At 53.8% G+C, this 20,556-nt stretch carries 12 protein-coding genes and 1 pseudogene; 10 read left to right on the top strand and 3 right to left on the bottom strand.

Annotated elements, in window-relative coordinates:
* Positions 1-22: 22 nt before the first annotated feature.
* From bcsQ to DU000_RS03620, 6 genes and pseudogenes are all read left to right on the top strand, one after another.
* Positions 23-799 carry a cellulose biosynthesis protein BcsQ gene (gene bcsQ / locus DU000_RS03645; RefSeq protein ID WP_114401954.1) on the top strand — a complete coding sequence of 259 codons (777 nt, stop codon included), beginning with the start codon at positions 23-25 and terminating at the stop codon, positions 797-799.
* Between the two features lie 83 nt (positions 800-882).
* Positions 883-3,188: pseudogene (gene bcsA, locus DU000_RS03640) on the top strand (UDP-forming cellulose synthase catalytic subunit).
* A gap of 15 nt (positions 3,189-3,203) precedes the next feature.
* On the top strand, positions 3,204-5,549 hold the full coding sequence (gene bcsB / locus DU000_RS03635; RefSeq protein WP_114401953.1) for a cellulose biosynthesis cyclic di-GMP-binding regulatory protein BcsB: 2,346 nt from the start codon (positions 3,204-3,206) through the stop codon (positions 5,547-5,549).
* Entirely contained in the window at positions 5,549-6,802 is a 1,254-nt protein-coding gene (gene bcsZ / locus DU000_RS03630; RefSeq protein WP_114401952.1) for a cellulose synthase complex periplasmic endoglucanase BcsZ, read from the top strand. Before bcsB ends, bcsZ begins: the two co-directional genes overlap by 1 nt.
* A 39-nt stretch (positions 6,803-6,841) precedes the next feature.
* Positions 6,842-11,779, top strand: coding sequence for a cellulose biosynthesis protein BcsC (locus tag DU000_RS03625; RefSeq protein WP_114401951.1), 4,938 nt, complete (start codon positions 6,842-6,844; stop codon positions 11,777-11,779).
* Positions 11,780-11,793: 14 nt separating this feature from the next.
* Positions 11,794-12,699, top strand: a complete 906-nt coding sequence (locus DU000_RS03620) for a tetratricopeptide repeat protein (protein WP_114401950.1) — start codon at positions 11,794-11,796, stop codon at positions 12,697-12,699.
* Between the two features lie 6 nt (positions 12,700-12,705).
* On the opposite strand, the gene DU000_RS03615 is transcribed toward DU000_RS03620, so the two are convergent.
* On the bottom strand, positions 12,706-13,479 hold the full coding sequence (locus DU000_RS03615; RefSeq protein WP_114401949.1) for an arylesterase: 774 nt from the start codon (positions 13,477-13,479) through the stop codon (positions 12,706-12,708).
* 21 nt (positions 13,480-13,500) lie between these two features.
* On the opposite strand from DU000_RS03615, the gene DU000_RS03610 reads away from it, so the two are divergent.
* A complete protein-coding gene (locus tag DU000_RS03610; RefSeq protein ID WP_114401948.1) occupies positions 13,501-14,244 on the top strand; it encodes an ABC transporter ATP-binding protein in 744 nt (247 codons plus the stop codon).
* Here DU000_RS03610 and pgi read toward each other — a convergent pair.
* Positions 14,228-15,871, bottom strand: a complete 1,644-nt coding sequence (pgi, locus tag DU000_RS03605; RefSeq protein WP_114402100.1) for a glucose-6-phosphate isomerase — start codon at positions 15,869-15,871, stop codon at positions 14,228-14,230. The genes DU000_RS03610 and pgi overlap by 17 nt on opposite strands.
* Positions 15,872-16,022: 151 nt before the next feature.
* Between pgi and DU000_RS03600 the strand changes: the two genes are divergently transcribed.
* The 3 genes from DU000_RS03600 (at position 16,023) to DU000_RS03590 (ending at position 18,580) form a co-directional block, all read left to right on the top strand.
* Positions 16,023-16,400, top strand: coding sequence for a response regulator transcription factor (locus DU000_RS03600; protein WP_114401947.1), 378 nt, complete (start codon positions 16,023-16,025; stop codon positions 16,398-16,400).
* A 69-nt stretch (positions 16,401-16,469) separates the two neighbouring features.
* Positions 16,470-17,102, top strand: coding sequence for a chemotaxis protein CheC (locus DU000_RS03595; protein WP_147266960.1), 633 nt, complete (start codon positions 16,470-16,472; stop codon positions 17,100-17,102).
* A 38-nt stretch (positions 17,103-17,140) separates the two neighbouring features.
* Entirely contained in the window at positions 17,141-18,580 is a 1,440-nt protein-coding gene (locus DU000_RS03590; RefSeq protein WP_114401945.1) for a diguanylate cyclase domain-containing protein, read from the top strand.
* Here DU000_RS03590 and DU000_RS03585 read toward each other — a convergent pair.
* Complete coding sequence (locus tag DU000_RS03585; RefSeq protein ID WP_114401944.1) at positions 18,546-20,363, bottom strand: NAD(P)H-hydrate dehydratase; 1,818 nt, start codon at positions 20,361-20,363, stop codon at positions 18,546-18,548. The genes DU000_RS03590 and DU000_RS03585 overlap by 35 nt on opposite strands.
* Between the last annotated feature and the right edge of the window lie 193 nt (positions 20,364-20,556).

Raw genomic sequence — 20,556 nt, 5'->3', positions numbered from 1 at the left:
GTCTCTTTATGCGGATAGTCTGGTGAAAATTGTTGCGGTTGTCTCAGCCAAAGGTGGGGTAGGCAAAACCACCGTATCCGCTAACCTATGCGCGGCGCTGCGCCAATGTGGTGCTGCGGTGGTTGCCCTGGATTTCGATCCGCAAAATGCCTTAAGACTGCACTTTGGGGTTCCCCACGCCGAAATTAATGGCTTGTCCCGCAGCACTCTAGCAGCAGCGAGCTGGATCAATGCTATGTATGACACCGCGGCAGGGGTCCAAGTTATTCCATATGGTTCTGTTAACGAGGCCGATCGGCAGCGGTTTGAGCATCATCTTGAAGCTAGCCCTAATTGGCTGATTGAAAATTTACAGAAAATTGGCTTGACGAATGATCATGTGGTTGTGATTGATACGCCGCCTGGTCCTTCGGTCTATATGCAACAGGCACTCCGTGCCGCGAGTGTCGCATTAGTGGTCGTGTTGGCAGACCCTGCTTCTTATGCCACGGTGCCAGGGATGGAGGTGCTGCTGCATGATTACTGCTATCAGCGCCCGGACTTCCTAGGGTCTGCCTATTTGCTAAACCAAGTTGATGCAAGTAAAGCACTCAACCGCGATATTGTCGCCGCTTTCCGTGCGCACATTCCAGACCGAATTTTGCCAACCTCCGTTCATTTTGATCAAGGTTTAACGGAAGCGTTGGCATATGGACAGACTGTTTTTCAATACGCGCCACACTCTCAGGGTGCGCACGATATCCTAACCAATGCGCAGTGGCTTGTGCAGGCCATCCTACCTACTAGCGGGAGAGGGTGATGGATTCACGCCGCATACGCCCAAGAGGCCTCGCGACTCAAAAGAAACGCAAGCTATATATTCCTCACGATACGGGAGAGTGGCTGAATGCGGCGCTGATGTGGCCGATGTGGAATAACCGCTTGGTACGTTTTGCTGGGGCGCTCCTGGCCAGCCTGCTCTTGTTCTATGCGGTGACGATTCCATTGGAACTGAAATACCAGGTCATGTTTGCGACGCTATGCGTTTGTTCTGCTTTGCTAGTAAGGCAATTTCCAGGCCGCTTTGTGGCCTTGATCTTGATTCAGTTTTCCTTATTGGCTTCGACTCGTTACATGTATTGGCGGATCACCGAAACCTTAATACTCGAAAACTTTATCGATTTATTTTTTGGTGTAGGCCTGCTATTGGCTGAGTTGTATGCATACAGCGTACTGGTATTTGGCTATTTTCAGACAGCTTGGCCGTTGGAACGCCGGCCTGTGCCATTGCCTTCTGATCGTTCGCAATGGCCAACCATTGACATTTTTATTCCCACTTATAACGAACCCCTCAAAGTGGTTAAGCCGACGGTGTTGGCAGCTAAAGCACTTGATTGGCCCGCAGACAAGCTTCGAGTCTATATTTTAGATGATGGTCGCCGTGACGAATTTCGAGAATTCGCGATAGAGGCTGGGGTAGTCCACTTAACACGACCCGACAATAAACATGCAAAAGCGGGGAATATTAATCACGCGCTCACCTTAACCGATGGCGAATATATCGGCATTTTTGATTGCGATCACATGCCGACACGGAGTTTCTTGCAAATTTGTTTGGGCTGGTTCATGCGTGATCCCAAGCTGGCCATGCTGCAAACTCCGCACCACTTTTTTTCTCCCGATCCCTTTGAAAAAAATCTTGAGACATTCCGCCGCATCCCCAATGAAGGCGAATTATTTTATGGGCTGGTACAAGATGGCAATGATCTTTGGAATGCAGCATTCTTTTGCGGTTCTTGTGCGGTATTAAAGCGCTCTGTCGTTGAGGAAATTGGTGGCATTGCGGTGGAAACCGTAACCGAAGATGCACATACAGCCCTCAAGATGCATCGGTTGGGATACAACACCGCTTATTTGCAGATCCCTCAGGCGGCTGGTCTTATTTGCAGATCCCTCAGGCGGCTGGTTTTGCGACAGAGAGTCTGTCTGCCCACGTTGGCCAGCGTATTCGTTGGGCCCGCGGGATGGCTCAAATTTTTCGAGTTGATAATCCTTTCCTGGGCAAAGGCTTAAAGTTAGGTCAGCGACTCTGCTACGCCAACGCGATGTTGCACTTTTTTTATGGCTTGCCACGGATTGTTTTTTTAACGGCGCCGCTTGCTTATTTATTTTTTGGCGCCCACGTTATTAGCGCCAGTGCCATAACCATTGCTGCTTTTGCCTTGCCGCACTTAATGCATGCGAGCATTACTAACTCTCGAATGCAAGGTAAATTTCGCCACTCTTTTTGGGCAGAAGTGTACGAGTCAGTGTTGGCTTGGTATATCTTACGCCCAACTTTAGTGGCGGTTATCAACCCGAAACTGGGTAAGTTCAACGTTACCCCTAAGGGCGGTTTAACAGAAAAAGAATTTTTTGATTGGGGTATTTCAGCCCCGTACTTGATCATGCTTGGCCTCAATATAGCGGGCTTGCTAGCAGGTTTTGGGCGGTTTTTTTGGTGGAGTACGCACGAGCTTGATACGGTCCTTTTAAACATGATCTGGACTGTTTATAACCTGGTTATTTTAGGCGCCAGTATTGCTGTAGCCAGTGAAGCTCGCCAAGTTCGACATAGTCACCGTGTGGCGATGCAACTCCCCGCTGCGATCCGTTATCCCAATGGACATATTCTGCGAGCACAGACCGTTGATTATTCTGATGGTGGGGTGGGCATACAATTACCGATGGCCTTGGATTCAAACACTGAGCATCCGCTGCACTTAGAGTTATATGATCGCGTGAGTGTACTGTTATATCGGGCTGATCAAGAGTACGAATTCCCCGCTACGGTGGTCAGTTTACCTAATCGCCGTGATCGCCTGGGCTTACAATTTGATGAGATGGATACAGCGACCATGTATCAATTTGTGCAGTGTACATTCGCACGTGCAGATACCTGGGCAATTTGGAGTGATGATCGGGTTCCAGATAAGCCATTACGGGGCTTGGCTGAAGTTGCGGGTGTTGGGGTACTGGGTTTTAGTAAGCTCGCGCGGGCTTTGGTGGCGTATGTCTGGCAACCGAAAAAACAGGCGCTGGTGGGGGCCTCGGAAACATCAATGTCCGGGCAACCTTCACCAGCCGAACATCGCAGTTCCCAATTTATTCGTTTTATGACACCTTGGCGTAAACAGCGCGTTGCAAAGCGTGCCGCGCTACACAATTAAACTATAGAGGCAATTATGATCCGTCAATTATTTGCAGGTCTTGTGCTCGGTGTTTTGGCATGGGGGCCATCCGACTACTTTAACGAGGCCGCTTGGGCGAAAAAGCGCGACGAGAAAATACGCGATTTCGTGCCTGTTGAGGTTCGAAATGATGGCAAAACGCCAAATGACGTGTATGTGCGTTCTAATTCCACCGGTGAATTAGGGGTTGTCAGGAAATATGGCTTCACCCTCAAGCAACTGGGCACTTACGATGCGTTTGAGATTCGTGGGGTTGATGGTAGTTACAGTGTGCCATTCAGCATTCCTGCAGATGAAGTCGTGAGCGAAATCAAACTCAAACTGAACTATACCTATTCGCCAGCCCTGATTTCACAGATTTCTCACCTCAAAGTGATGATGAATAGTGAGGTTGTCGCAACCATTCCACTCCCCAAGGAAAATGCGGGCAGCCCGGTCAGTCGTGAAATCAGTTTGAATCCCAAATACCTGGCTGACTACAATCAGCTACAGTTGCAATTGATTGGTCACTATACCTACGAATGTGAAGATCCACTCCATTCCTCACTGTGGTTGAAAGTCAGTAATCAGAGTGAACTCGAATTTACCGTCACCCCGTTATCGCTACAGAATGACCTGGCTTTATTGCCGCTGCCGTTTTTCGACAAACGCGATGGCCGCCGGCTAGAGCTACCTTTCCTTTTTGCTGCGGCTCCTTCGGCGGCGACCCTGGAAGCGGCCGGTATTACTGCTTCATGGTTTGGTAGCCTGGCAAGCTATCGTGGCGCCTTGTTCCCCGCTCATCTCAATAACTTACCGAATCAAAATTTGGTTGCCTTTGCGACCACTCAAGAAGCCCCTGCTGGGTTGAACTTGCCCGCGATTTCTGGCCCGACGGTTGCTGTCATCAGTCATCCTAATGATATCCGCTACAAAATATTGTTAGTCATGGGCCGCGATGGTAAAGAGATTAAAACAGCTGCGTCTGCATTGGCGTTTGGTAAAGGCATGATGAGTGGAACCTCAACCGTTGTGACCCAACTCAAGGAAGAGAAAGCCCGCAAACCTTATGATGCGCCGAACTGGTTGCCAAGTGATCGGCCCGTTAAGCTGGGCGAGTTGAATGACCTGCGTAGTCTCAATGTGGCGGGTCTGCGTCCCGACCTGGTGCGGGTTAACACACGCATTCCCCCTGATCTCTTTGCTTGGAAGAGTGAAGGGATTCCACTGGATTTGAAATACCGTTATACCCCTCGTCCTCAGCGCGATAAATCAACGCTGAATGTCAACGTAGATCGGTATTTTGTGACCTCCATTCCTCTCATGTGGGTTGAGCAAAACTCGATTGATGACTACGATCGCACTATCGCTCGCTTGAAAAAAGCCTTGCTACCGGATGGGACGATGCCAGTCCAAGAACGGGTATACATCCCTCCCTACATGATGCCAGCACGGGCTCAATTGCAATTCCACTTTGCGTTTGACTACCTAAAACATGGTCACTGTAAAGATGTTTTAGTCGACAATTTGCGTGCCGCCATTGATCCAGATTCGACCATTGATCTGACGGCATTTCCGCATTACCTCGCGATGCCCAATTTGGCCGCTTTCGGTAACGCCGGCTTTCCTTTCACCCGCATGGCTGATCTTTCAGAGACAGCGGTGATTTTCCCAGATAGCTATAGCAGCTTAGATTTAGGTGCTTACTTAACATTAATGGGGCGCATGGGGGAATCAACGGGGTATCCGACAACCGGGGTCGTCGTCGGTCGTGCGGCGGATGCGAAAAACTATGCCAATAAAGATTTATTGATCCTTGGCTCCGCATCCAATCAACCGCTCTTCTCGCAATGGGCGAAATATATGCCTTTCAGCACCAATGGCGAAAGTCGTAATTTCGAAGTGTCTGACCTGTTATTTAAGTTTAACCACTGGCTAGAAGGATTGGGTGCCTCCGAACGGATTCCACGCCGAGCTGAAATTTCCCTGAGTGGGGCATCCAACGAAGCCGCGTTATTCGGCTTTGAATCGCCGCTGAGTAGTGGTCGCAGTGTGGTGGCGGTCATGACCAGCCGTGCCAATAACTTATTTGATTTGCTCGGTGTCTTGATGGACCCTGAGTTGATCACTAAAGTGCAAGGGGCATTGGTTGTCGTGCGTGGCAAAGAGGTCGAGAGTTTGGCGGTGGGAAGCACCTACTATGTGGGTAGCTTGCCTGTATGGACGTACATACGCTGGTTCTTCTCCAATAATCCCCTGGTCTTGGCCTTGTTAGGATTGTTGGCTGCCATTGTGGTCGCCGTGCTCTTGTATCGAATACTGCGTGTGCGTGCAGAAAAACGTCTCTCAGGTAAAGTTTAATGCGTGTAGAGGGTGATCACCCCCCTCGCTCAAGCGCCTCTCTCACCCAACGCCGTCAATATTTATTGGCGGCGTTGGGGAGTTTGGCAGGCGGGTTGTTCCAGCCGCGCGCAGCCGTGGCGAGCCAACCAGCCCTTCCAAGCTGTTCTGCGTCCGCGAAATCCACGTGGGCAGACTGGTTATCGTATAAAAGTCGTTTCATTCAGTCGGATGGCAGAGTCATTGATTTTTCGACCCCTGAGCAGCAATCAACCTCTGAGGGGCAGGTTTACACCTTGTTCTTTGCGTTGGTGGCGAATGACCGCGCTATTTTTGAGCGGGTACTAGCTTGGACACAATCCAACTTGGCGGGGAATGACCTAACGGCTCGTTTGCCAGCCTGGAAGTGGGGGCGTCGCCCTGACAACACCTGGGGGGTATTGGATCCCAACGGGGCGAGCGATGCCGATTTATGGTTAGCCTATACCTTGCTAGAGGCAGCGCGTTATTGGCAAGAGCCGCGCTATGCTGCCTTGGGTTCGAGCGTCATGGCGCTGATCGAGAAAAAGTTGTTCGTCACCGTGCCGGGGCTTGGCATCATGCTCCTGCCGGGCGAGCAAGGCTTTAAGGTCACGGACAAAACAGGGCTAACACGCTGGCGTTTTAATCCGAGCTATTTGCCCCCATTTAAGTTACGCTATTTTTCGGCAAAGTCGCGCAGCCAGAGCTGGATTCAGCTTGAAAAAAACAGTCTCACGCTGCTGCGGCAGACCACCCAACAAGGCTATGCTGCAGATTGGGTAACCTACCAAGTCAGTGCAACGGGCGAAGGGCAGTGGCTAGCTGCGGATACTGAAAAGGGCCCGATTGGCAGCTATGATGCCATTCGCGTGTATAGCTGGTTGGGGATGAGTGCGGGTCTGTGGTCGAGTCGTGAAAAGCAACAGTGGCTGCAACTCTACCGTGGGATGCAGCAAGCCCTGCAAACGAATTTGGCGCCACCAAGATTGGTAAATTTGCAGACCGGGCAGCAACAGGAAGAGGGGGGAGTCGGATTCTCCGCCGCGTTGTTACCCTATCTCTCTGCCTGGCCAGAAGCACGATTACTGGCCCAGCAGCAAACCCGTATTGAGGCGTTGTGGGACGGCTCACCGGCGAGAGTGCAGAGTTGGAATTATTACGATGCGGTATTGCTGTTATTTGGTCGAGGTTGGCTGGAAAAGCGTTTTCGTTTTCAGCGAGACGGGGCCTTACAGCTAAGGGGGGCCTGTTAATGATTACCCCCTCATTAAGGTAAATCGGGAGTCGAGTCTATGCAAACAAAACAACTCATCAGCTCATTGATGCTGGCCTTACTTAGCACAACGCTGAGTCAGCCTGCTCTGGCTCAGGATGCGGCCATCAAAGTGCTGATTGAACAAGGTCGCTACTGGAGTAGTCAAAATCGTCCAGATCGCGCCGCTGATGCTTGGTCGAAGCTGTTGCGTTTGCAGCCCGATAATCCTGAAGCGTTGGCCGGGATGGTGCAATTTGAGCTAGACAATAATCGTCAGGATACGGCCCGCAGTTATTTCACCCGTTTACGCGAGAAGCATCCTAATTATGCCGGTATCAAAAAACTCGAAGAAGCGGTTCTATATCGCACGAGCGACAAACAAGTCCTTGAGCAGGCACGGCAACAAGCGCAAACCGGGCAGTCAGAGCAAGCCTTAACAACCTATAAACAAGTGTTTGGCAGCAAGGTCCCGCAAAGCGGGCCTTTGGCTCTGGAGTATTATCAAACGCTGGGCGGCAGTGCCGCTGGCTGGGAAGAGGCCCGTAAAGGCCTAGAACGCTTGCAAAAAGAAAATCCTGGCAATCCCAAATATGAACTCGCTTATGCACAGCATCTTTCCTATCGCGAAAGTACGCGGCGTGAAGCTATTCGTTTACTGGCGGCTCTGGCAAAAAAGGAAAGCACGGCTAAAGCGGCCACGGAGAGTTGGCGAAAATCCCTGATTTGGCTGGATGCGCGGCGTGCCGATGAAAACTTGTTTGAGGCCTACTTAGCGGTCGAGTCGAAAGATGAGGCCATCTTGAATCGCCTAGAGGTCCTGCGTAACCCGCCGAAAGTGGAAGTCAGCGAGCGTGACCAATCCCTTAACGCTGCGTTTAATGCGCTCAATAAAGGCGACTTGGGGCGTGCCGCAGCCCAATTTGAAGCAATATTACAAACCAAACCCAATGATGCTGATGCCCTAGGTGGGCTGGGTGTCATTCGGTTGAAACAACAGCGCTTCACCGAAGCTGAAAGTCTCCTGAGTCGTGCGCAGCAACAAGGCAGTAGTAAAAAGTGGGCGCAGCCATTGGCCTCTGCGCGTTTTTGGGGATTGATCACCCGGGCTGACAGCGAACGCCGCCAGGGCAATGATGAGCGTGCCAAAGGGCTTTATCTCCAGGCCGCCCAACTCGATAATACCCAGCTACTGCCACTGTTAAATGTTGCCGATCTGTACTTGGATGATGGGCAGTATGCGCAAGCCGAGCAAATTTATCGCCGGGCGCGTGAGCGTCATCCCGACAACTTGCAAGCGATCCGCGGTTTGCTAAGTGCCCTGACATTGCAAGAAAAACATGATGAAGCGATTCGGATTGCAGAAGGGTTGACCGAGTCGCAGCGGGAAAAAATGGGTGGCTTTGGCCAAATTCGTGCGCAACAACTACGGGCGCTGGCTCGTGCCAGCGATAAGCGCGGCGATATTGATTTGGCCATGCAGTATCTGGAAGATGCGATCTTGTGGGACCCGGATGACGCGTGGTCGCGTCTGGATCTGGCTCGCTTATATCAAAAGCTCAATGCCCCCACGCAAGCGCGTGCGGTGGTTGATGGTTTATTGATCTCGCATCCCGACCTACCGGAAGCCTTGCAAGCCAGTGCCATCTTGAGCGCGGAGTCGAAAGACTGGACAGAAGGGCTGTACACGCTTGAAAAAATTCCTGCCAATGTTCGCACGAAAGAAATGGCACAGCTGCAGCGCCGACTCTGGATTAATGCTCAACTTGAGCGGGCTAATCTGGCTTTGCGCGATGGTCAGCTTGCTGTCGCGCAGCAGATCGTTCGTCAAGTTGAGCCGGTTGCAGGCAAAGAGGTTGAATACCTGGGTTTGTTAGCAGGCATGTATGCCGAAATGGGCGATGAAGCGCGCGCGCTCGCCACAATGCGTAGTTTGATGGGCCAGTCATTGCGCATTGATCCGGGTTTACGGGTTCAATATGCGGCTATTTTGCTAAAAACCCGTCAGGATGCCGAGTTGGTAGCGCAGTTGCGTCAGCTTTACAGCTTACCGTTGTCCGAACAGCAGCGTGCTGATCTCGACAATATTCGGATTGCTTACACCTTGCGTCAAGCTGATACCTTGCGCGAAGCCGGGCAGTATGCCGCCGCCTATGAGGTGCTGGCTCCCGTCGTGGCCGAAAGCCCCGACGAACCCCGTTTACAGCAAGGGCTGGCCAGACTCTATGTCAGCGCAGGCGATTACACGGAAGGCTTGCGTTGGTATGAGCCCAGCCTGATCAAGGAACCGAACAATCTGGATGCGCGTGTGGCATTCGCCGGCGCGGCTTTAGCTGATAAGCGTTTGAAATTGGCCGCCGAAACGATCGACACAGCGTTGCGGCAGGCACCCTCTAACCCCCGGGTGCTGGCGATGGCCGGTCGCATCGCTCGGGCACAAGGCTTGACTCAAAAAGCTGCCGAATACTACCGTGCGGCACTCGCGGCAGAGCGCAGTAGCAGTGGCAGTCAAGGCGGTGCGCTGGGCATGCGTTTTGTGGATTATCGCCTGCCCGCAACAACCATCCCCACACTCAGCGGAGAACAGGCCTTGACCTATGCCCAGGCCGCAGCTAACAGCAAACCCTATATTCCTAGCCCCTTGCTGAATCAGACCAATACGGTGCCCCCAGCCAGTGCCAATCCAGCGTCACGCAATACTGGCCCAGCCGCAATACCGGGCATGCCACTGCCCACCGTAAAACGTGAAATGGCCCCAGTCATCCCGATCCAGCCGGTGGGGCAGCGCCCAGAATCCGCACTGCCCAAGCCAATTGTGCCGCAGAGTTTTGATACCGCACCGAGCCAACAGTCATCTGGGATCCCGGGCGCACCTGCGCGCAGTCTGCCAAACGCATTCTATCCACGTCAGTCTTCTTCTGCGACAGTGGCTGAGCCTCCTGCCCATGCGTTGGTGCGACATGACCCCCTCATGCGCTTGCAACAAGCCCTGGTGAGTAAAGCGACTGTCCATACCCCGGCACCGGCGATGCATTCCACCCCAGCTACCCCAGTGCAACGCGAACAGGTGTCAAGCGCCGTTGGGGTGTCAATAACGTCCACGCCGCCGCGCGCGACCAGCCATGCCGAGATTGCGCTGTCGCTCCAGCCAGCTCAGCAACCCGCGGTGTCGGCACCCGCTCGCGCTGAGCGTCTAGCAGAGCCAACCGCCGTCGCGGCGCGTGGGTCGAATGGGTTACAACTGAGCCTGCAACTAAGCTTGCCAGCCAGCGCCCTGCCCACGCCCGTCGCCGAGCGCCAGATAGCGCAAACAGCGGTATCTTTACCGCCTGCGGGCTTGGCGGCACCTGCCTCAACGGGGTCAGCAACAGCCCTGAGCGCATGGCAGGAACCAACCTTGCTAGAAAAGCAAACACAAGCCCAAGTTCAGTCAACGGCAACGCCGCTCACTCTTGCTGCCAACATCTCAGCACCACGGGGGTTAGAGGAAACCCTGGCACAAGCCAACCAAACCAGCAGAATTCAGCCCGGTAGCCGTTTTTTTGTCGCAACTGAGCCGCGTCAACTGGCTGGTCCCGCTGTCTCCCCGGCCCCTGCGGCCTTGCCCGCCCCAGTGACACCGGCTAGCCCCGTTATCCCGGCCGCACCTGTGCGGATTGCCCCGGCGCAGCGACAGTTTCAGCCTGCCCCTGCAGCAATTCCTGCGATTCCAGCGCCGGTGATGCCTGGCATGAGCTACACCCTAACGCCGCTGACGCCAACGTTACCCAACAGCTTACAGCCTTTGCCAAAACGGCAAGATTCAGTTGCCGATGAGCTGGCTGACATTGAAGCCAAACGGGCTGGCTCGTTTTCAGGCGGTGTCTATGCGCGCAGCCGTACCGGAGAGGCTGGCCTGGGCCAACTTTATGAAGTACAGACGCCGCTCGAAGCCCGTTTCCCGATTGGTTATGAGGGCCATCTAGCGTTGCGCTTAGCCCCCACGCTACTGGATGCAGGCAGCTTGAATTTCAATAATCCTGCTCGTGCGACCCGCTTTGGGGTGGGTACCGGATCGCTGGGAAATATTGGCTCCCGTTCGATCAATGCCTCTGGGGTCGGCATGGGCTTGGCTTACGAAGGGGAGCGTTTGGGCGTTGATATTGGCACGACCCCATTGGGTTTTGAAGTGGTGGATGCAACCGGCGGAATTCGCTGGCGTGATCGCGCCGACCGGCTCAATTATGCGGTTGAGGTTTCGCAGCGCCCCGTCACAGATAGCGTGCTCTCCTATGCGGGGATCAAAGATCCGGTTTCTGGGCGTATTTGGGGGGGCGTTCGTGCTTCTGGGGTTCGGTTGGACTTAAATTATGAATTAGGGCGCAGCGGGGTCTATGGGTTTGGTGGATACCATCTCCTGACCGGTCGCAATGTGGCTGATAACACCCGCTTTGAGTTCGGGGGCGGGGCCTATCACAAGGTGATGCAAAAAATTGATGAAGAATTCACCGTCGGTTTCAACGTCAATTTTTTAACCTATGAAAAGAATTTGAGTTACTACACCTTTGGGCATGGGGGTTATTTCAGCCCTCAGCGCTATCTGAGCATTACCGCGCCAATGGATTACTCCGGTCGCAGTGGTCGTCTGGCATACCAATTACGCGGTGCCATCGGCTTACAGACCTTCACCCAAGATGCGGCCAGCTACTTTCCAACCGAAGGCAGCTTACAAGCCGGTGTTGATGGGGTAGCCGCTGCAAATCCGAGTTCTGGGATCAAGACGCGCTATGACGGTCAAACAAAGACAGGCTTAGCGTTTAACATCGCGGGACGTGCAGAGTACCAATTAGCGCCCAAAGTCTTTGTGGGTGGCTATGCCGGTTTTGACAATGCGATTAACTTCCGTGAATCGGCAGGAATGGTTTATGTGCGCTACCTGTTTGCGCCGAGCTACACCCCGGTTAGTTTCCCACCCCGTGGGTTACGCCCTTACTATTGATGAAGGAGTGAAAAATGACGCTTGGTTTTTCACCAGACTTACGCCTCCAGTCAGCCAGCGCCCCCCGTCGTGCTGCTGTCTTGCGCTCCCTGCGGGCAACCTTATTTACAGGGTGTTGCTTACTGACCAGTGCGCAGGCGATTGCACAGTATTTTCCTAGCACTGTTCCCATTGGGCCAAGCACGAGTGCCGATCAAGTGCGTCGCCAAGCCACTGAACAGGCCTGGCAGCAGGGTAGTGTGGCGCCCGCCGCTGGTGCGCCTATCTATCTCCCGCAACCGGCGGCGTCAGCTAATCCGTATGCTTTACCCAGTGTGCCAGTAGGGGTTAATGGCGCGGCCCAGCCCGCGACTTATGGCAGCAATACCCGAGATACCGGCAATCAACCTCGATTGTCGATGGCTGAAGGTGAGCCCTGGAAAGCAGTGCAAAACTTGAGTGAGCAAGCGCGGCTCAATCCCTTTGATCCGATCGCCCTCAACAATCTTGCCGTGGCTCGAGCCGCACAAGGTGAATTGCAAGCGGCGATGCAACTGCTGGAACGGGCTGTCAAGTTGGCACCCAATCGCGCTGATATTGCCAATAATTTAAATAATTTACGGGCCTGGTATGAGCAGGGCGTGCCTAATTTCACGGCGCGCAGCGTTGAGCTAGATTTACCCCGCGCCGAGGGGGCATTGCCCCCCATTCCCGCGCTCTGGCCCCAAGCCATGGCATTGGCTGAGAAAGCGGCGACGCCTAACACGGTGGTGAGCAAAGAGGGGGCAAGCCGTTCGCTACCGCGTCTTAAGTTCCCGGCGGCTCAGCCGGTGAAACGAGCGGTCAGCGTGACGCCCGTCAAGCGTTCGAGCAATCGCACCGAATACCTACAGATTGAGGCATTAACGACACCGCTCTCGTTAGACTCCGGACGTCGTTGAACGTCATCACTGCCGTTGTACAGGGCGCTGCTGGAGCTGTTTTTCCAAAACCGGCAGCACATTATTGGCCATTATCGGCTGTGCTTGCTCGTTGGGATGAATGCCGTCTGCCTGAAAATAACTCGCATAATCAGCGCGATCGGCGACGCCTGCTAAGAGAAAGTTCACCCGCATTACCTTGTGGCGGGTCGCCAGTTTCTCAAATAACGCCGCATAATCTGAGGTGTAACGTTTGCCATAATTCGGCGGGATTTGCGTACCAATCAAGATAACCCGCGCCCCTTGCTGTTTAGATTGCTCAATCATGGCTTGCAGATTGGACTCAGTTTGGCTGAGATCAAGACCGCGCAGCGCGTCATTTCCCCCCAGTTCCAGTAAGACAATATCAGGCCGATGCTCGTTTAGTAATTTGCCCAAGCGTTGTTTACCGCCCGCCGTGGTATCCCCACTGATACTGGCATTGTGCCAAATGAGGCTGTCTTGGGAAAAGCGTTTTGCCAAGCTTTGCTGTAACAACTGAACCCAGCCTGTCCCACGGCGTAAACCATATTCGGCAGAGAGGCTGTCGCCGACGACCAAGATCCGAGTCGGGTTAACGCGACCGGCGTCGGTGCGGCTCGGTTGCGCCACCACAGATAACGAATGCAGTAACCCTGCAACCAATAAGAATGACCACAAAAGAAAAATGAGCGCCCGGGCAGGGGCCTTTTTTCTACCGAACCAGCCAAAGAAATCCACCCGAGAAAACAAGACGTAATGCCAGAGTCGTTTAGTATGCATGATTAAACCTGAAGGGATACCATGGATCAAGATTCTACGTCGTCTGTACCGCCTGAGATTCTCACTGCCGTAAATTTATCCCAGGTGATTGCCGATGCGGGTCAGCCACTCACTATCTTGCAATCGATCAATCTCTCCATTCGCGCTGGCGAATCGGTTGCGATAGTCGGGGCCTCCGGCTCTGGCAAATCCACCTTGCTAGGTTTGTTAGCGGGGCTGGATTTACCGACATCAGGCGATGTGCTATGGCAGGGAGAAGCCATCAATCGTTGGTCTGAAGATGCACGGGCCGCCTGGCGTGCGACCCAGGTTGGGTTCGTGTTTCAATCTTTTCAGTTACTTGGGCACTTAACCGCGCTGGAAAATGTCCTGCTGCCCCTTGAACTCATGGCTACGGGGCAGGGGCTTAATGCTCGCCAGGGGCGCGAGCGTGCTCTGGCGCTGCTGGCACAAGTGGGGTTGGCCGAGCGCGGGCATCACTTTCCCAAACAACTGTCTGGGGGAGAGCAACAGCGGGTCGCATTGGCACGGGCATTTATGATGCAGCCGCGCTTACTCTTTGCCGATGAACCAACCGGAAGTCTCGATGAACATGCCGCTGCACGGGTCATTGATTTACTGTTTGAGATTAACCAAGCCCAGGGAACGACGCTGGTATTAGTGACCCACGATCGGCGATTGGCAGAGCGCTGTCAGCGCCAATTCAGGCTACAAGCAGGGCAATTGGCTGGGGCAACCCAGCCAGAAGTTACGCTTGAGCTTTGAGGTAGGCTAACAACCCGAGGGTCGAGCTGTCATGGGGAAATTGTATGGTCTCGGCAACTAAATCCCTTTCGAGGTTTTGTGCGAGAGATTTACCCAGCTCAACCCCCCATTGATCAAATGAATTGATCTGCCAAAGGACGCCTTGAACAAAAATTTTATGTTCATAAAGTGCCAGTAGCATCCCCAGCTCATGAGGCCCCAGGCGCGGTAACAACAACATATTGCTGGGGCGATTGCCTGGAAAATGCCGTTGCTGGGCCATTTGCCAGCTGGCTGTGGCCACCTCTTCTTGGCCAGTGCTAGCCACGGCAGTGGCATCAACGCTGGCCAGTGCGGCGTCAAATGGGCGGCCTTGCAACAGCGCTTCGGCTTGGGCAAGGCAATTGGCCAGCAGGCTACGTTGTTGTGCAACATACGGATGGGCTGCTTGGGCAGCAGCAATAAAATCGACCGGGCAAATTTCGGTGCCTTGGTGTAGCAGTTGAAAAAAAGCATGTTGGCAATTCGTGCCGGCCTGGCCCCAGACAATCGGTGCGGTGGGTGTCGCTACGGGCAGACCATCTCGCTGTACCTGCTTGCCATTGCTTTCCATATCTAGTTGCTGCAGGTAGGTCGGCAGTGCCTCCAGACCGGCATGGTAGGGCGCAATACAAAGGCTGTTGTAACCGAGGATGCTGCGGTTCCAGTAGCCGATTAGCGCCATCAGAATCGGCATATTCTGCGCGGCGGGGGCGCTGAAGAAATGGTTATCGATCTGATGTGCGCCGGCGAGAAAGGCATCGAAATGGGTTGGCCCGATTGCCAGCATTAACGCCAAGCCAACGGCAGACCAAACGGAAAACCGTCCCCCCACCCAATCCCAAAACTCAAATATATGCTGCGGTGCGATGCCGAAGTCTCGCACCGCCGTTTGGTTGGCGGAAATCGCAACAAAGTGTTTTTCCACCGCGCTAGCCGGGGCCTGTTGTGTGAACCAGTTTCGTGCGGTCGCTGCATTGAGCATGGTTTCACGGGTTGTGAAGCTTTTTGAGGTCACAATAAACAGCGTGGTGGCGGGGTTTAAGGTTGGGAGCAGGTGATGTAACTCAAAGCCATCGACATTCGCGACAAAATGGCAGCGCAAGGATTGCTGATACGGCCGCAGGGCCTGGGCGGCTAGCCTCGGCCCTAGATCTGAGCCGCCAATGCCGATGTTGACGATATCGGTAATGGGGTGATCACGGTAACCTCGATATTCCCCGCTCAAAATGGCATGGCTAAAGTCACGCATCCGTTGCAATACAGCATGAATCGCTGGCATGATGTTCTGCCCATCTACGCTGTAACCAGCCATCAATGGGTGGCGTAGGGCAGGGTGTAATACGGGGCGCTGTTCACTGCTATTGATATAAGCACCCGCCCGCATTTTTGCTTGCCAATCAGCAACCGGTGCGGCGAGCTGCAAGAGCGTATGGTAGGCGGCTTCATCAATCAGATTTTTAGAAAAATCAAACAATATGCCTTCGGCTGTGATCGAAAAACGTTGAAAGCGCTCGGGGTCATGCGTAAAGAGGGCGCTGAGAGGTTGGGACTGCAGTCGCTCGGCGTGCTGCTTCAGCATTGTTACGATAGGTTCAGGTTTCCGCATGGTTGTCCGATAACCGTCAAATAGCATGGATTAATTTCCCTAAATTATGCGGGTATCTGGATCAGAATGGCAGGATATCTCGTTAATCGAGGGTTTCAGCGGCTAATTTTGTGGACAATTTGCCAGTATTACGCGCTCAAAAGGAATGATGATGACTGACACCCTGCAAACCCAACCGAACATCATGATCGTTGATGACAGTCGTGTCTCACGGATGATGTTGCGGGCGATGGTGCAAAATTTATGTCCCACCGCCACCATTCAAGAAGCGGCAGACGGTGAAGAAGCCTTGCAGGTCGTCGCCGGTTTCAAACCAGACTTGCTGATTATTGACTACAACATGCCCAAAATGACGGGTTTGGATTTTGCCCTCGCCTGCCAGGCACAGCATCCGCAAGCCAAGTATGCGTTGCTAACCGCGAATGTGCAGGACTCGACGAAGGCGCGTGCCGAAGAGATTGGCGTCGTTTTTTTTCGCAAGCCCATCATTGAAACCACGGTTAAAGCCATTCTGGCGTTACTGAATTAGTCGCTCACCCGGTCTTGAGAATAGCTGAGTATGTTACCCACCCCCCCTTTTTTCAGATGGGCCAATCACATGATGCAATTAACTGAACTGCAGCAAGACGCATTGGCAGAGACGTTTAATATCAGTCTTGGAGAAGCTGCTGCTGCCTTATCAACCTTGGTCAATGAAGAGGTTTTACTCTCCATTCCAGTGGTTGAACTCATTCCGGCGGCGGAGTTGGCCGAACGCCTAGACCCCCGATTCACTCAATCAGACCGTGTCTGCGGTGTGCATCAAGAATTTACGATGCCGGATCAAGCGAATTTCAGAACCGACACCCTATTACTCTTTGGGGAGCGAGGGGGCATGGAGGTGGTGCGATTGATGTTGGGACATGCCGCGCCGATTGGCCAAATTACGGAATTGGAGCAAGAAGCGCTCTCTGAAGTGGGCAATATTATTATTAACGCCTGCACTTCCGCGATTGCGAATCTGTTTCGCAAGGAAATGATTGGCTCGTTGCCAACGATTGCGATTGCAAACAATGGTGAAGCCATTTTGCCTAAGCACGATCCTCAAGATACGATTCTGGTCAGCAAAATTAATTTAGAAATCAAAGCGCGTGAAGTCAATGGTTATGTGGTTTACATGATGGATTTGGCTTCATTGGGCACCTTCGTTAAAAATGCGACCCAAGCTTTCGGGTTGCCAGACGGGGCCTAATCAAGCACCACGGTTTATGCGCAATCACGATTTTCCTTATGTCGTCATTACTTAACACCCTCATTCCAGGGCATATTTTGGCGGTACTGAATGCCGGTGTGATCGTCGTCGATCACCTCCAGCGCATCTGTTACTGGAACCGCTGGATGGAAATTCACAGCATACACGCCGCTGACACGGTGTTGATGCGACCGTTTTATGACGTTTTTCCAATGCTCAGTGTGAGCCGGGTGGCGCAAGCCATCACCGGGGCCATCCAGCAAGGGCGCTCTGCCTTGCTATCACATGCGCTCAATCCCCACCCATTCCCGCTCTATGCCTCAGTCGCCGATCAACAGGCAGAAATGCGCATGCAACAAGCGCTGGCAATTACCCCGATTCACATGGAGGAAGGGCAACGCTATTGTCTGATTCAAATTTCCGATATGACCGCAGCGGTTCGGCGGGAAACGATTTTGCGTGAACAAGCGATTGAGCTTGCCAATAAAATCCAGGCGATTTCTGAAACCGAGGGCCGCCTCCGCGAGAGCGAGGCACGCTTCCGACAATTGGCCGAGGTTGCGCCCGTTGGCATTTTTGAGGCAGGTGAAAATGGTCGTCTGCGTTACATCAATTCCCGTTTACGTGAGTGGTGTGGTTTAGCGTCTGACGAGCAGCCAGATACCCTGTTGCCGCTGGTGCATCCGGAAGATCAAGCACAAGTGCGCCAGGAGTGGCAGGCCGCGCGCAATCAACAGCGTGCCTATGAAGGCGAATTCCGTTTTGTGGCCAAGGATGGCAGCAAAATCTGGGTGCATACATTGGCAGCGCCGATCTTACAAAAAGCGGCACAGGCGACTGAGCAAGCGCGTTTCGACGGCTTTGTCGGTACGGTAACTGATATTTCTGAGCGCAAAGCGCTGGAAATTCACCACGAATATCTGGCCTATCATGATGGCTTGACCGGCTTGCCGAACCGGCTCCATGTGTTAGAGCGAATCCGTACGACCCTGTTGCAGCGGCATATGGATCAAGGTCGGCTAGCCTTGCTTTATCTCGATTTAGACAAATTCAAAGCGGTGAATGATCAGCATGGTCATGCGGTCGGTGATTCGCTCCTGATTGCGGCTTCCCAACGCATGCTGGCATGCGTTCGTTCAAGCGATTGCGTTGCTCGCCTAGGGGGGGATGAATTTGTCGTGCTGCTCAGCAGTTTGCCGGGGCCGGAGGTCGCAATCAAAGTGGCTGAAAAATTGATAGAGGCCTTGTCATTACCCTTCGAACTGTCAGGCTTAAGCTTGCGTGTCGGCACCAGTATTGGGATTGCCATGACACCCGAGGATGGGCAAGAGGTGAATGAGCTGATTGCCCATGCAGATGCCGCCATGTACAGCAGCAAGCAGCATGGTCGCGGGCACTACCGCTTTTACAGCCAATTGCCTGCGGCTGAGCGGGCGGACGCCATCAATGCAACCACTGGTTCAGCGCTATACGAATGAATTTTCCCAGTTCTGTTGCGGTTAGTCCGCGCAAGCCCTGGGCGCTGTTGGGCGTAGGGCTAGGTTGTGTGCGATGACTATCCGCAAAGGGACGATCGCCCAGCCGTGTGGCGGGTGCGGTGAAGGGGCGTTGCGCGGCGGCGGAGTGAGCAAAGTCTGCCCAAGCCAGTTCTGCGGCATAGCCGTGTAACCAGACGGCAGCTTGAATTGCCGGCAATACCGACATCCCCTGCGCGAGTAAGCTACTGAGGGTGCCGGTCAGAATATCCCCTGTGCCAGCGGTGGCAAGGCTAGCGTTCCCGGTTACATTGATCCAAACACGCTCATCCGGGCCACAAATCACGGAGCCACTGCCTTTTAACACGATCCATGCCGCATATTGCCGCGCCAAAAGGCGCGCAGCACTGAGTCGGTCTGCTTGCACGGTCGCCACATCACAGCCCAATAAGCGAGCTGCTTCTAATGGATGGGGCGTCAGAATACGACTGCCACTGTACTGTTGCAGGGCCTGACGTATTGCGGGGTGATTGGCCAGCAAATTTAACGCGTCCGCATCCAGAATGAGTGGCGGTAAGCCCCGTTGCTGCCAGTCTGTGCTAGCCGAGGGGGCTGTGTTGGGCGCATTTGGGTGCGCAATCTGTCTGGCCAAGCCTGGTCTGTATTGAAGCAGGGCGAGCAGATGTTGCTGAGCGGCAGTTGTTTGTCCCAGTCCCGGACCAATCGCAATGGCTTGGGCGTGTTGCAGCGTGTGTTCGAGCGTGGCGCTCCACCCGGTAGGCAGGCCCAATAACTCAGGCTGTGCCATGCGCATCAGCAGGTTAGCGGTGTCCGCCTGCGTCGCTAGGGTTTGTAGATAGACTTTACCGGCCCCGCTCAACAGAGCCGCTTGTGCGGCAAGCAACAGGGCGCCTTCCATGCCATCCGCCCCACCGATCAAGCACGCTGTGCCCGCTATGCCTTTATGGCTATTGGCTTGACGCTGCGGCAGCAGCGCTTGAAAGCACGCCAGGCTATTCAGCCGTGCCTGCTGGGTTGCTTCGGATGGATGATTGATCTGATCAGATTCATCGGGAGAATGCGGCCATGACGCGAGCCAGAGTTCGCCGCGATAGTCTGCCGCTGCCCCGGTTAACAAGCCGGGTTTGAGTGATAAAAACGTGAGGGTGGCGTCAGCACGCAGACAATTCTCGCCGTGTGGGTTGCCGTTGTTGGCATCGAGGCCTGAGGGAATATCGAGCGCCAAAACCCGTGTTTGTGACACCCGCTGGTAGACATGGACCTCGCTGATCCACTGCGCGGCCTGGCCCTGTGGCGCACGGTTTAGGCCAATGCCAAAAAGGCCATCAAGGATCCAGCTGGGTCGCTCGTTCGCGAGCGTCGAGGCCAGCGGGGGGAATTCGGTTTCAATCTGCCCACCGTCTTGTAACCATGCGGCACGCGCCAGCTGCGTTGCGGTGCTATTGGGATTCAGGCTAAAGAGCCTGACCGTGTAGCCCCGATTGTGCAAGTGTCGGGCGCATACATAAGCGTCAGCCCCATTGTGTCCTGGCCCGGCAAGAACCCAAATGATGGCGTTTGCGACTAGCTCCCCATTTTCTTGCAACCAGCGTGCAGCACAAGCACCCGCCCAGGCGACCAGCTGCTGATTCGGGAATGTCTGTTGTAAGAGCTGCTCATCGTGTCGTACTTGGTTGACGGTTCGCACTGGCAAGCTAGGGCTCTGTGCATTGATTCGTTCATCGTGTGGGTGCAGACCAGTGGGAGTGACGTCTTGTTTTGACATGAGAGGATTCGCAGGGAGTGTTTTTCGCTACGCTCATTATGGTATCTTGCCGCCATGATTCAATGCGCTCTCTGCCGCAATATCGTCAGTCAGTTGTTCCTTTGCCACGTGATGCATCAATACGGGGTGCGTAACAGGTGGATAACGAGCGGATAAACACAGTGGCGGTCGTGCTGGGTCTTGCTGGCTTGAT

It is taken from the genome of Parvibium lacunae (assembly GCF_003335215.1).
GTDB classification, from domain to species: domain Bacteria; phylum Pseudomonadota; class Gammaproteobacteria; order Burkholderiales; family Burkholderiaceae_D; genus Parvibium; species Parvibium lacunae.
The sequence above is the reverse complement of the archived record's forward strand: the minus strand, read 5'-3'. Positions and strand labels throughout refer to the sequence as shown.